Origin of the sequence: Niallia sp. (assembly GCF_031978665.1) — a bacterium.
Lineage (GTDB): Bacteria > Bacillota > Bacilli > Bacillales > Cytobacillaceae > Niallia.
In genome coordinates this window covers 41,002-54,093 of the sequence record NZ_DALZDK010000025.1, presented here as the reverse complement: position 1 = coordinate 54,093, position 13,092 = coordinate 41,002, and the positions used below count along the sequence as shown (strand labels likewise).

General features: G+C 36.9%; 13 protein-coding genes. All 13 read left to right on the top strand.

Annotated elements, in window-relative coordinates; translation table 11 throughout:
- Positions 1-70: 70 nt before the first annotated feature.
- The 13 genes from RTL21_RS14595 (at position 71) to RTL21_RS14535 (ending at position 12,989) form a co-directional block, all read left to right on the top strand.
- Complete coding sequence (locus RTL21_RS14595; RefSeq protein ID WP_312096710.1) at positions 71-577, top strand: DNA topology modulation protein; 507 nt, start codon at positions 71-73, stop codon at positions 575-577.
- A gap of 262 nt (positions 578-839) precedes the next feature.
- Positions 840-2,363, top strand: a complete 1,524-nt coding sequence (locus RTL21_RS14590) for a PucR family transcriptional regulator (protein ID WP_312096708.1) — start codon at positions 840-842, stop codon at positions 2,361-2,363.
- Between the two features lie 131 nt (positions 2,364-2,494).
- Positions 2,495-3,145: an aspartate/glutamate racemase family protein gene (locus RTL21_RS14585; RefSeq protein WP_312096706.1), complete on the top strand. Its 651-nt coding sequence runs from the start codon at positions 2,495-2,497 to the stop codon at positions 3,143-3,145.
- 51 nt (positions 3,146-3,196) lie between these two features.
- Positions 3,197-4,105 carry a DMT family transporter gene (locus tag RTL21_RS14580; protein WP_312096704.1) on the top strand — a complete coding sequence of 303 codons (909 nt, stop codon included), beginning with the start codon at positions 3,197-3,199 and terminating at the stop codon, positions 4,103-4,105.
- A 58-nt stretch (positions 4,106-4,163) separates the two neighbouring features.
- Positions 4,164-5,789 carry an OPT/YSL family transporter gene (locus tag RTL21_RS14575; protein ID WP_312096702.1) on the top strand — a complete coding sequence of 542 codons (1,626 nt, stop codon included), beginning with the start codon at positions 4,164-4,166 and terminating at the stop codon, positions 5,787-5,789.
- Between the two features lie 11 nt (positions 5,790-5,800).
- Positions 5,801-6,862: an S-methyl thiohydantoin desulfurase family protein gene (locus RTL21_RS14570; protein ID WP_312096700.1), complete on the top strand. Its 1,062-nt coding sequence runs from the start codon at positions 5,801-5,803 to the stop codon at positions 6,860-6,862.
- A 15-nt stretch (positions 6,863-6,877) separates the two neighbouring features.
- Positions 6,878-7,828 carry a DUF1177 domain-containing protein gene (locus RTL21_RS14565; protein WP_312096698.1) on the top strand — a complete coding sequence of 317 codons (951 nt, stop codon included), beginning with the start codon at positions 6,878-6,880 and terminating at the stop codon, positions 7,826-7,828.
- 122 nt (positions 7,829-7,950) lie between these two features.
- Positions 7,951-8,619 carry an AroM family protein gene (locus RTL21_RS14560; protein ID WP_312096696.1) on the top strand — a complete coding sequence of 223 codons (669 nt, stop codon included), beginning with the start codon at positions 7,951-7,953 and terminating at the stop codon, positions 8,617-8,619.
- A gap of 17 nt (positions 8,620-8,636) precedes the next feature.
- On the top strand, positions 8,637-9,584 hold the full coding sequence (locus RTL21_RS14555; RefSeq protein ID WP_312096694.1) for an aminopeptidase: 948 nt from the start codon (positions 8,637-8,639) through the stop codon (positions 9,582-9,584).
- Between the two features lie 17 nt (positions 9,585-9,601).
- Positions 9,602-10,462, top strand: coding sequence for an NADPH-dependent oxidoreductase (locus RTL21_RS14550; RefSeq protein ID WP_312096692.1), 861 nt, complete (start codon positions 9,602-9,604; stop codon positions 10,460-10,462).
- Between the two features lie 14 nt (positions 10,463-10,476).
- Entirely contained in the window at positions 10,477-11,010 is a 534-nt protein-coding gene (locus tag RTL21_RS14545) for a nitroreductase family protein (protein ID WP_312096690.1), read from the top strand.
- Positions 10,991-11,296: a DUF6092 family protein gene (locus tag RTL21_RS14540; protein ID WP_312096734.1), complete on the top strand. Its 306-nt coding sequence runs from the start codon at positions 10,991-10,993 to the stop codon at positions 11,294-11,296. Before RTL21_RS14545 ends, RTL21_RS14540 begins: the two co-directional genes overlap by 20 nt.
- A 334-nt stretch (positions 11,297-11,630) precedes the next feature.
- The gene (locus RTL21_RS14535) at positions 11,631-12,989 is read left to right on the top strand and encodes an FAD-dependent oxidoreductase (RefSeq protein WP_312096689.1); all 1,359 of its coding nucleotides are present in this window, start codon (positions 11,631-11,633) and stop codon (positions 12,987-12,989) included.
- The last annotated feature ends 103 nt before the right edge of the window (positions 12,990-13,092 follow it).

Below are 13,092 nucleotides of genomic sequence, written 5' to 3'. Positions count from 1 at the left end.
TATGCAAGGGAAATAGAAATTTTATGATAAAATAAATTTAAGTTAGTATAGTTGTACTTAGGGGGATAATATGAAAAAAATAATACTAATTGGTTCAGGAGGCTCTGGAAAATCAACATTAGCAAGAACATTAGGTGAAAAGTTAGAAATAGATGTATATCACCTCGATGCGTTATTTTGGAAACCTAATTGGGAGGGTGTCCCTAAAGATGAACAAAGAATAGTCCAGAATGAATTGGTAAAGAATGAGGAATGGATTATTGATGGGAATTATGGGGGAACTATGGATATAAGGCTTAATGCGGCAGATACTATTATTTTTCTTGATATCCAAAGAACCATATGTGTTTATCGTGCCTTTAAAAGAATGTTGCAGTATCGAAATAAAACAAGACCAGATATGGCAGAAGGTTGCGAAGAAAGATTTGATTTAGATTTTTTCAAATGGATATGGGACTATCCTAAAACGAAAAGACCAGAAATCCTAAAAACACTTAAACAATTATCTACTGAAAAGAAAATCATTGTATTGAAATCTCCAAAAGAAGTACAACAGTTCATAGAAGAAATTCATTAAAATGGGCTTGGATTAAATTATCCAAGCCCTTTAGTGTGTTAATTTTGTAGTTATTTCACCTGATATTTAGTGCGATAATTACAATGTGATTTGATTTGTTTTTTAACATTTTCTCCACATTATCTGAACTACTTAAATTAAATCGGAAGCTTCTTTTCTTGTAGTTCTTTATATAAAAATTGTGGTTTAGTTAATAGCACAACTTTTACGAAAACACCCGTTCTTTTCATGAATATATACATAAATAGGTAGGTGGTAAAGGATGAATCAATCGGGAATAACTGTTAATGATTTATTGCGACTTCCTGTTTTAAAGGACGCTAAAGTTATAAGCGGTAGAGAAGGATTAGACAGAAGTGTTCAAAATATTGATATTATGGAGGTTCCAGATGTCGAAGGATGGCTAAGAGAGGGAGAGCTATTGTTGACAACAGCTTACTCTATAAGGCATGATCTTTCTTTACTGACAAAGCTCGTGGAGAAATTAGCTCATGCAAATGCTGCTGCATTAGCAATAAAGCCAGAAAGGTATTTGCATGAAATGCCGCAAGAAATGATTGAAGTTAGCAATAAATATAAGCTTCCTATCATTCAGCTTCCAGTGGGGGTTCCATATATTGATATAACAAATGCCGTCATGGAGCAAATTGTGAATAAGCAGGCTGCTTTACTGAGAAGGTCGGAAGAAATTTATAAGAAGTTAACGACATTGGTGCTTGAAAACAGTGGAATACAAACGGTTGCAGATAATGTATCTGAAATGATAGAAGCACCTATTATTCTTTTAGATAAACAAGGGGAGGAAATAGTTTGCTCACCCAAGGAAGTAAGGATGAAAGATTTTACTCATGCAGAAAATTGGGATATTACAGTGGACAAGGAGCGAGTTGGCAAATTTCTTATTAAAAAAGAGCATTTGGATGAAATGGATAGAATATGTGTAGAACAAGCTCGTCTTGTTTTTTCGTTAGAACTGATGAGGAGAAAAACAGCTGCGGATACGGAGAATCAGCTAAGAGGGAATTTTATTGAAGAACTACTAGCAGGAATGTTTTTACCGCAAGAGGAAGTGGTGAATAAAGGGAGACAGCTAGGATTAGATCCGGAAATAATGTGGGAAATAATAGTAATGGAAAGTACGGATATAATAGAGGACGACTCTCCGTTTTTTAAAGATATAAGGAGAATAATAGAATCAATAAATCTACCAAATGCAAACAAGATTTATACACAGAAACAAGGAAATCGGCTAATAATCCTATCAGCCTTTTCTTATCAACCAGTTTTAACAAAAGATACAAATGAGATATGGATGGAGAAATTAGTTCCGCTCATTAACAAATACTCTAATTTTCGAGTAGGTTTTGGAGGGAGATCCTTGTTATGGGAGATCCATTTAAGCTATTTAGAGGCTAGAAATTCTATTTTAATCGGCTCTAGTTTGAATAAAGGTAAGCAAATTTATTTTTATGAAGAAATAGAATTATTTAAGCTGCTGCTAGACAGTTCAGACTATGTGAATATGGATGGGATCATAGAGAGGAAAATAGGTAAGTTAATTCAATATGATAAAGAAAATGACAGTGACCTTGTCAAAACGCTATTTTATTATTTATCTTCAAATGGAAGCTTAAAGGAAACAGCTAATCAGCTATATATCCATCGTAATTCTGTAAAATATCGCATTGATCGAATAAAGGAAATTGCAGATATAAAATTAGATTCTTTCCAGGAGAAGCTTTTATATTACTTTTGTATATTTTTTCATAACTTTAAGGGTTCCTAAACAAAAGGATCTATTGTACTCGGAGCACAATAGATCCTTTTGTTTTTTGTTTTTTCGGGACATTGTGACAAACAGCTTGGGAAGTTAAAATATAAATATTCAGAAAATTTAATTTAGGAAGGAGTGCTGTAATGCTTGGAGTAATTCGTGTTTTCACAACGGAGAATAAAGCAGTCTTAAACCATCATGGAAAAATTATTACAGAATTGTATGGGGTGCCTACAGATAACCAATGTATTCCAGATCAAACGCTTGGCATTTATGATGACTCTTCTGAGGCAGAAGCAATACCGAAAATTGTAGAGCTAGGAAAAAAGATGGAAAACGAGGGAGTAAAGATACTCGCTATTAGCTGTGCAGCAGATCCTGGAATAGATGAACTAAGAAAAGCAGTTTCTATTCCAGTGATAGGGGCGGGAAGTGCGGCGGCATTAACAGCACTTTCGTTTGGAAAGCCAGTTGGGATACTAGGAATAACACAAGATGTACCAGAAGTTATGAAGAAGCTTTTGGGAGAACTTTTGGTTGCTTTCACTGTCCCAGAAGATGTGAAAAACACGACGGATTTAATGAAAGCAGAAGGAAAGGAAAAAGGGCTAAAAGCTGCTAAGTCTCTATTAAATCAAGGTGCGGAGGTAATTGTATTTGCTTGTACAGGTTTTTCGACAATTGGACTGGCAGAACAATTACGAAATGAATTGAAAGTGCCAATTATTGATGCAGTAGAAGCAGAAGGACAGTTTGCTGCACAATTATTCCGCTCCTCTACACAAATGATATAAGTCTGCTTTAAAAAATTATAGAGGCTATGTGGAAAGAAGGTTTTTTCCTTTGTGAAACATTATTTCATTCTTGTATTTTGTGTGGTAATATGGGCAGCCAATTATTTAGCTCGCCAGTTATTATTAACCAATTTTTCATCATTGTTCTTATCTGCATTCAGTTTAACCGTGGTATCTATCTTCTTTATAATCGTTGTATTTCTTACTAAATCCTTTGTAAAAGTAACAAAGCAAGAACTGATTCTATTCCTTTTAGCTGGGTTTATTGGACTAATTTTTAATCAAATTTTTTTATTCACTGGTTTGAGATATTCAACTGCATCGAATGCGTCACTTATATTTAGTATGGCTCCACTCATCACAGCACTTCTTGCCAGGGTTATTTTAAAAGAAAAAATCACTAGACATTTAATTATAGGAAGTATTATTGCTCTATTAGGTGTTTATTTTGTGCTATCAGCAAATGGGAGATTTGAATATAACATTGGAGATATTTTGTTATTCGGAGCAACAGTGACTTTTTCTTGTAATCTAATTTTTGTAAGAATGCTTTCTCAGCGCCTTTCGCCTTTAATCATTACAACGTATAGCTTTTTTATAGCCAGTCTAATGTTTGATCCTTTTATATTGTTAAGTACAGATAGTAATTGGAATCAACCGCTGATCATGTGGTTATTAGCTTTTTTATCTGTCCTTATCGGGCAAGGAATAACCACTTTAATGTGGAATAACACGATGCAAACAGTGGGGGCAGCAAAATCAACTGTTGTTCTTAATTTACAGCCTATTATTACGTTGCTATTGGACTATTGGATTTATAATACGAAGGTTTCCAGCCTGCAATTAATAGGGACTACTCTAGTAATCTATGGAGTCTTGTTAAGTGTTATTCATCAAGAACTATTTAGCAGGAAGCTGTTTTCTATTCTTATATGGAAGAAAAATCGAAATACTAGTTGAGTCAGTAATGGGAATGTCCTTTTTTTATTAAAACGAAAAATAATATGGAGGCTAATATATGAAACAAGTTGAATCAGAAAAAAAACATCCTCGTCTATTTGAGCCGGTTTCTCTTATCTTAACGATTGTTACGGCAGTATTCGGGGCGATTATTGGGATGCAAATTATTGTATCTTTAGGCGTTACACCAAATACATCTATTATTGGTGCACTTATTGCGATGCTAATTGCTAGAATTCCGGTCACTATTTTCAAAAAGTATAAGTCTATTCATAGACAAAACTTAGTTCAAACCTCTATATCTGCTGCAACATTCGGAGCAGCAAATAGCTTGTTAATTCCCATCGGTATTCCCTTTTTAATAGGTGAACCTGATTTAATTATTCCTATGCTAATTGGTGCTGCGTTGGCAATGTTTGCAGATGCTGCGATTTTGTATAAATTATTTGATTCGAAGCTGTTTCCTGCATCTGGAACATGGGCACCGGGAGTAGCAACTGCACAAGCTATCGTAGCAGGAGATAAAGGCGGTAAGCGGGCAGGGCTTCTTGGAATAGGAACACTTATTGGAATTATTGGTTCTATCCTACATATCCCTATGTCTGCCTTTGGGGTTGCATTTATCGGTAATATTTGGGCTTTAACGATGTTTGGAATAGGCTTACTATTTCGTCAATATTCTATCCCTGTTTTTGGTGTAGATGTAAATGCCCTTTATATTCCGCATGGCATTATGATTGGTGCTGGAATCGTGGCATTAGTCCAAGTTGCGATCTTAATCTTTGGTAAAGATAAAAGAAAGCAAAAGGGGAAAAACCAAGAGGTTGCGGCTTCGTTAGAAAATATACAAGATGATTCAAATTTTACAACCCCTATTACAGTAGCTAAAAAGACTTTAGGAATTGGATTTATTGTTTATATTATTATTGCTTTAATTATCGCTTTAACAGGTGGTCTTATGACAGATATGTCTGCCGGCATGTTGATTGGCTTTCTGATTTTTGCCGCGTTTGCCGCTTTTGTACATGAATTAATTGTCGGAATCGCAGCCATGCATTCAGGCTGGTTTCCAGCATTTGCTGTTGCATTTATTACGCTTCTTATCGGAATGATGATCGGTTTCCCTCCATTGGCATTGGCTTTACTTGCTGGTTTCAGTGCAGCAACAGGACCGGCCTTTGCAGATATGGGTTATGACTTTAAAACGGGGCATATTCTTAGAGGCAATGGCTCAGATAAAAAATACGAAATAGATGGAAGAAAGCAACAATATATGACGTCTTTAGTAGCCTTTGGAGTGGCGCTGCTAACAGTTCTTATCACCTATAAAGGATATTTTGCCAATAATCTTGTTCCGCCGATAGATGCTGTCTATGTTTCTACCATTCAGGCAGGCACGTCTATGGAAGTAGCTAGTCAATTGCTAATATGGGCAATTCCAGGTGCAATCTTACAAATACTTGGTGGTTCCAGTCGACAGCTAGGAGTTATGTTTGCAACAGGTTTATTAATTTTAACTCCATATGCAGGAATTGCTGTATTAGTAGGGATTATGATTCGTGTAATTTGGGTGAAGAAAAAAGGAAAAGAAGCAGAAACGCCAATGAGTATATTGGCTGCAGGGTTTATAGCGGGAGATGCACTATATAGTTTCTTTAACTCTGTATTTAAATTAGGGAAATGAGGAAATGAAAAGTGACCATAAAATTAGATAAACAAATCGTAGAGTTTGCAGTATATGGCGGTGCCGTACTAGGTGGTGGCGGAGGAGGAAAAATAGAAGATGGCCTTCAAATAGGCCGTCTTGCGTTAGAGGTTGGCCAGCCGATTTTAAAAACAGCGGAGGAAATGGCAGAGGAAGATTTGCTTGTAACTGTTTCATTAGTTGGTGCTCCAGCAGCAAAGGAGCAATATGTAAAACCTGTCCATTATGTCAAAGCAATTGAACTATTAGCAAGTAAGCTGGACCAACCTCTTCAAGGAATCATTACCAATGAAAATGGAGCAGGAACGACAGTGAATGGCTGGTTTCAATCAGCTATGACTGGATTACCAGTAGTGGATCTTCCTTGTAACGGTAGAGCCCATCCAACTGGAACAATGGGTTCGTTAAACTTATCAGAAATTCCAACTTATATTTCTAATCAAGCAGCTGTAGGTGGAAAAGGAGATAAGTATGTAGAAATGCTTATCTCTGGTTCATTGGATACAACAGCGAAAACCGTTCGTCAATTATCCGTTGAAGCTGGCGGGTTGGTGGCAGTGGCAAGAAATCCTATAACAGTAGGTTACGCAAAGCAAAACGGAGCTAAGGGAGCGATTTCGCAGGCAATCCAAATAGGAAAAGCTTTGTTATCTACTAAAGGAGAAGCGGCTATTGAAGCAGTTGTTTCTGAATTAGGAGGATCGGTTGTAACTGAAGGGACAGTAACTGCATTTACATTAGAAACCATAGGTGGTTTCGATGTAGGAAAAGTAACCATTAACGATTGCTATGATATGACCTTCTGGAACGAATATATGACAATCGAAAAAGATGGAGACCGCTTTGGGACTTTTCCGGATCTTATTATGACGTTGGATGCGAAAACCGCAAGACCAATTGTTACAGCAGAGATAGAAAAAGGTCAGCAAGTAGCTGTTATAACCGTACCGAAGGAAAAATTGCGCCTAAGTAGTACGATGAGTAACCAAAAGCTAATAAAGCCAATTGAAAAAATAATAAATAAAGAGATTATTTCTTATCTTTATAAATAGGGAGAGATTAATAGTATGGTATTAAAACAAACTCTGGTAGCGTTAGAAACATTAGATAATGCATTTGTAACAGGAGAAATTGTTGCAGATTTATTTAAAGAATATCCAAATGTACAAACAGATGTTGTAAAAGTAACGGGGGAAAAAGGAAGTACAGACTTCATTAAAATTACAATTCCCGGATCAAAAGGTAAATCAAGTGGCGGCATCGTTCCGACAGTAGGCATTATCGGCAGACTAGGAGGCATTGGGGCACGTCCGAGCAGAATTGGATTAGTCTCTGATGCAGATGGAGCAGTAGCTGCCGTTGCTTCTGCATTAAAGCTAGCAGATATGCAGATAAAAGGAGATGTGCTACCGGGAGATGTTATTGTTTCCACACATATTTGTCCAGATGCGCCAACAAGACCACATGAACCTGTGGACTTTATGGATTCTCCAGTCGATATCTTAACAATGAATAAACATGAAGTAATACCAGAAATGGACAGCATTATTTCGATTGATACAACAAAAGGAAATAGAGTAGTAAACCATAAAGGGATTGCTATTTCCCCTACAGTAAAAGAAGGATATATCCTTCGAGTGAGTGAGGATTTATTAAGAATTATGGAAATGACAACAGGGAAATTTCCGATAACCTTCCCTGTTACTTCACAGGATATAACGCCATATGGAAATGATTTGTATCATATTAATTCCATTTTACAGCCATCTGTTGCCACAGATGCTCCAGTTATTGGATTGGCAATAACCGCTCAATCGATCGTTCCGGGATGTGGAACAGGTGCTAGCCATGAAACAGATATTGCGGATGCTGTTCGATTTGCAGTAGAAGTTGCAAAGGAAACAACTAGTGGTACTTGCGAATTTTATGATAAAGATGAGTTTAATAGAATGACAACATTATATGGTTCAATGAAGGTGCTACAAACAATGGGGAAAGCTACTTCTCCACAGTCCTGATTGAGTAATAGGGTGAGGGAGCATTGCTTCCTCCTTTTAACTATAAACGAGAGTAAAACATAATTGATTCAACTAGCAATTGATGGGGAATGAAATTTATTTTATAAAAAGGAGTTGTTTCTATGAAGAAGCTTGGAATGATTACCATTGGCCAAGCGCCAAGATCTGATGTTGCACCTATTTTAGAGAAGTACATAAACAAAGCAGAACTTGTTCAAGTTGGAGTGTTAGATGGAATGTCTAAAGAGTATATTGAAAAGAATTTGTTTCCTGAAAAGGGGGATTATGTTTTAACATCCCGCTTAGTAACAAATGAATCAGTAATTATGTCTCGAGAAAAAATAAAGCCGATTTTACAGGAGAAAATCTATTATTTAGAGGAAATAGGAATAGAGCAAATATTGTTGCTATGCACAGGTATTTTTCCAGGATTAAAAACAAAGAAATCCTATTTAATTGAACCAGATCATATTATTCCCCCGACAATCAATGCTTTAGTAGGAAGTAGAAAGCTAGGAGTAATTGTACCGCTTGAGAACCAAATAAAAACATCTTTTCCTAAATACGCTCCATTCGGTCTAAAGCCGGTTTTTAAAGTTGCATCCCCATACAAGATGGATATGGAAAACTTTAAAAGTGCAGCACAAGAGCTAAAGAAGGAAGTAGATATAATTTTGTTAGATTGTATGGGGTATACAGAGCATGCCAGAGAGATGGTTGCTGAAGTAGCCGATAAACCAGTAATTCTTTCTAATGCAATTATGGCAAAATTAGTCTCAGAAATGATATAAGAGGGTGTGGTTGAAAAATGACTGAGAAAATGATGGAAATAAGTAAAAATGTTTTAGCCAATTGTTTAGCTATTAAAAAGGGTGAGCTATTTCTTATAGTAGCAGATGAAGCGAAGAAGGAGATAGCTGAATCATTATATGAAGCTGGAAAGGCTTTACATGCTGAAACAATGCTAATGGTTATGCAAAAAAGAGAGAAGTCGGGACAAGAGCCACCAGCTACCGTTGCAGCAGCAATGAAAGCGGCAGATGTGGTTGTATGTGTGACCGAACACTCATTAACACATACACAAGCAAGAAAAAGGGCGGTAGAGGCAGGAACAAGGCTTGCGACCATGCCAGGGATTACGAAGGATATGTTCCTAGAGGGAGCTATTTCTGCTGATTATGAACAAGTAAGAATACTCACTGAACAAGTAACAGACTTACTTACAAAAGGAAAGCATGTAAGAATCGTAAAGGATGGATATAGCTTAGAGTTTGATATTACAGAAAGACAAGGTATCGCAAGTACGGGAATGTATCTAAATCCAGGAGAATCAGGCAATCTTCCATCTGGGGAAGCGTTTATTGCACCAGTAGAAGGTTCTGCATTTGGCACTATTATAGTTGATGGATCCGTGGCTGGAATAGGAAAGCTAAGCAGCCCGCTTACTCTTACTATAGAGGAAGGTCGTTTAGTGAAGGCGGATGGAAAAGAGGCTGACTCCTTACTACATATATTAGGTCAGGAGGACGGCAGATTACTAGGGGAATTTGGAATAGGTACAAACGATAAGGCAAGGATTACAGGTGTGGTATTAGAGGATGAAAAAGTATATGGAACGATTCATGTAGCTTTTGGAAGCAATGCCACATTTGGAGGAACTATTTCAGCTGGTGTTCACATAGATGGGGTTGTCATGAAACCGAGTGTCTATTTGGATGACACATTAATTATGGAGAATGGTGTTCTAATAAAATAGCAGGAGGGTGAGGGGAAGTGACGGAATATCGAAAAAGGAATACAAGAATAGAGTTAGAAGGGTTATCGAAAGAAAAGCATTTACTCAATGAAACAATGGAAGTTCTTACCGCACATGAATCAGTAAGAGCATTTCAATCGAAAGATATTCCAGCTAATATGCTCCAAGCCATCACAGTTGCAGCTAGAAGTGCCCCTACCTCCTCCAACTTGCAAGCATATAGCATTATTGTGGTAAAAGAGGAACAAAGAAAAGCGAGGTTAGCTTCTTTATCTGGAAACCAATCCTTTATTAAGGATGCACCTGTATTTCTTGTCTTCTGTGCGGATATATATCGGTTAAAACACGTTACCGAATCACAGGGCTATACTTTTTTATCTAATACGCTAGAAATGTTTCTTCTTTCCTCTATGGATGCAACGCTTGCTCTGCAAAATGCACTGGTTGCTGCTGAATCATTAGGTTTGGGTTGTGTTCCAGTTGGCTCTATTCGCAATAATCCCAAGGCTGTTGCAGAGGAGCTTGGTCTCCCTGCTGGCGTTTTTGCTGTTTCAGGATTATCGATAGGATATGAAAAAGAAGGCATGAGACGAGGAGTAAAGCCAAGATTGCCAGAACAAGTAACGGTCCACAAGGAAAAATATATAACTGAAAATCTGGACTCACTGCTAGATAAATACGACAAGACAATGATTTCTCGCAAAACCTATGATGGACGCAGAGTATCCTTAGCAGGAGAACCTGAAAAGCATGGTGTTGATTATGGATGGAGAGAGCATACAGCAAGAAGATGTACAAAACCAGAAACGATAGCAGCTTCTGCTAGTTTAAGAGAAAATTTAAAGAATATTTTGGAAAAAAGAGGTTTTTCTTTTTAAAGGAGGAATGGATATTGGATGTACTGGAAGCAATTAAAACAAGAAGAAGTTCCCGATCCTTTCAAGAAAGCGACGGTCTGCCTGAAGAAATAATGGAGGCAATTGAACAAAGTATCATAAATAGTCCATCAGGAAGCAATGCCCAAGAATCGCACTTCGTTATTGTTCAGGACAAAGAGCAGCTGAAGAGAATAAAAAGATTTTCTCCAGGCCTGTCAGGCAATCCCTCCTTGGTTATTGTTTTGTGTTCCAATGCAAGAGAAGCTCTAGAAAAAGGCGGGAAAGATTCAGAAGAAGTTCTACGCTTTGTAAATTTGGGAATAGTTGCTGCATATATTCTTTTATCTACCCATACATTAGGCTTGGGTAATTGCCCGGTAAGATCTTTTCACAAAGAGGCCATTAAGAAGTTATTGGAACTTCCACATGAGATGGAACCAGAGCTTTTGATTAGCTTAGGCTATTCCAAAGAATCGCCAAGAAAAAAGATAAGCAGATCAAAAGAGGAGGTTATTTCCTTTGACAAGTATGGAGCTATCCACGGATGAGAAAGTATTAGAACTTGTAAGAGATTATGGAGGTTATGTTCTTACAAGTGCAAAAGGATTGTATCGAGAGCCTGGACATTATGGACCATTAAGAATGATTGGTGCATTGGAAAGAACACTTGTTTTATTAAAAGAACTTGGCATAGAGGATAAAAAAATGGAAGAAGCCCTTTCCATTATACGTAGAGAAGGCTGGCGTGCCTTATCAGATCCTTCGGGCTATGAGGAAGCATTGGATCAATCTATTCATGAGCTGGTAGAAATTACGGTGAATAGGAAGGATTAGTAATGATTTGATATACACGTAGACGCCACAGGGAGCTGCGAGAAAGTCCGAGACCCCTCAGGAACGTGAGTTTCGAGGAGGACTCTGGCGCTCGCCCCATGGAAAGCGAAGTGTATTCTTGATGTGGGTACTAATACTAAAGTTTTTTTATCCTGGAATAAATTTCTATGTGTTTTATTGTGAATTGCATCACAAAATAGTTGCGTTATGAAATATTCGATGTATAATAAGGGTGTGAACAAAATGTGAATGTCATCACAATGTATGTGATTTTTTTCACTAATTAAGTGAGGTTTTTCACATTGTAATCTATTGCAAAAGGAGTTTTTAAACGATGAAAGTAGTTGTAATTGGATGTACACATGCTGGAACAGCGGCAGTAAAAACGTTAGCTGACTTAAATAAAAATATAGATATAACTGTTTATGAAAAAAATAATAATGTTTCCTTTTTATCTTGTGGAATTGCTTTATATGTTGGTGGAGTCGCAAAAGATGCTAGCCAATTATTTTATTCTTCACCAGAAGAACTAGAGGCGCTTGGTGCAACCATGCATATGGAGCATGAAGTATTAGAAATCGATACAGTAAACAAGCAAGTACGTGTGAAAGACTTAAATACAGGGGAGGAAAAAGTTGATCAATATGATAAATTGGTGATGACAACAGGCTCTTGGCCAATTATTCCACCGATTGATGGAATTAACTTAGATAATATTTTGCTTTCTAAAAACTATAACCAGGCAAATGAGATTATTGAGCGATCCAAGAATGTAAAGAACGTGACAGTAATTGGAGCTGGATATATTGGTGTTGAGTTAGTGGAAGCATTTGCGTTAAATGGAAAAAACGTAACGTTAATTGATAGTGAGGATCGCATCTTAAATAAGTATTTAGATAAAGAATTTACAGATGTGGTAGAAGCTGAATTTGCAGAACGTAATATTCACTTGGCATTACAACAAACAGTAACAAAATTTGAAGGAAATGAACAAGGAAGAGTAACAAAGGTTTATACAACAAAAGGCGAATATGAAACAGATCTAGTTATCTTATGTGTAGGGTTTAGACCAAACACTAATCTGTTAAAAGAAAAAGTAGACTTACTACCAAACGGCGCGATTAAAATCAATGAATATATGCAGTCAAGCAACCCAGATATTTATGCGGCAGGTGACAGCTGTGCGGTTAATTACAATCCGACTGGAGAAAAAGTATATATTCCTCTTGCAACGAATGCGGTTCGAATGGGGACATTAGTAGGTCATAATATTGCGGGGCAGCCTCTGAAATATATGGGAACTCAAGGGACTTCTGGATTGCATATTTTTGGCTTAAATATGGCATCTACTGGCTTAACAGAAGTAACGGCAAAGCTTAACCATATTCCTTATGAAGTAGTAGAAATAATCGATAATGATCGCCCAGAATTTATGCCGACTTTCCATGAAATTCGCTTAAAAGTACTTTTTCATAAAGAGACAAGAAAAATTCTAGGTGCCCAATTGATTTCAAAAGCAGATGTAACACAAATGATGAATACCTTATCTGTATGTATCCAAACAAAAATGACAATAGAAGAATTAGGTTTTATCGATTTCTTCTTCCAGCCGCATTTTAATAAACCGTGGAATACATTGAACCAGGCTGGATTAGCTGCTTTAGCGAAGCAGAACGAACTTGTTAAGCAATAGTAGCTAGATGAAAAGAATCATCTCTTTCATGAAGGGGATGATTCTTTCTTTTTTGGGGAAAAGAAACATATACTATAAGAAATATATTAGGAGAAAAACTATG

What these genes read in the sequence shown, in the direction of transcription:
- RTL21_RS14595 (WP_312096710.1), top strand. Translation starts at nt 71, where the DNA reads ATGAAAAAAATAATACTAATTGGTTCAGGAGGCTCTGGAAAATCAACA.
- RTL21_RS14590 (WP_312096708.1), top strand. Translation starts at nt 840, where the DNA reads ATGAATCAATCGGGAATAACTGTTAATGATTTATTGCGACTTCCTGTT.
- RTL21_RS14585 (WP_312096706.1), top strand. Translation starts at nt 2,495, where the DNA reads ATGCTTGGAGTAATTCGTGTTTTCACAACGGAGAATAAAGCAGTCTTA.
- RTL21_RS14575 (WP_312096702.1), top strand. Translation starts at nt 4,164, where the DNA reads ATGAAACAAGTTGAATCAGAAAAAAAACATCCTCGTCTATTTGAGCCG.
- RTL21_RS14565 (WP_312096698.1), top strand. Translation starts at nt 6,878, where the DNA reads ATGGTATTAAAACAAACTCTGGTAGCGTTAGAAACATTAGATAATGCA.
- RTL21_RS14560 (WP_312096696.1), top strand. Translation starts at nt 7,951, where the DNA reads ATGAAGAAGCTTGGAATGATTACCATTGGCCAAGCGCCAAGATCTGAT.
- RTL21_RS14555 (WP_312096694.1), top strand. Translation starts at nt 8,637, where the DNA reads ATGACTGAGAAAATGATGGAAATAAGTAAAAATGTTTTAGCCAATTGT.
- RTL21_RS14540 (WP_312096734.1), top strand. Translation starts at nt 10,991, where the DNA reads ATGGAGCTATCCACGGATGAGAAAGTATTAGAACTTGTAAGAGATTAT.
- RTL21_RS14535 (WP_312096689.1), top strand. Translation starts at nt 11,631, where the DNA reads ATGAAAGTAGTTGTAATTGGATGTACACATGCTGGAACAGCGGCAGTA.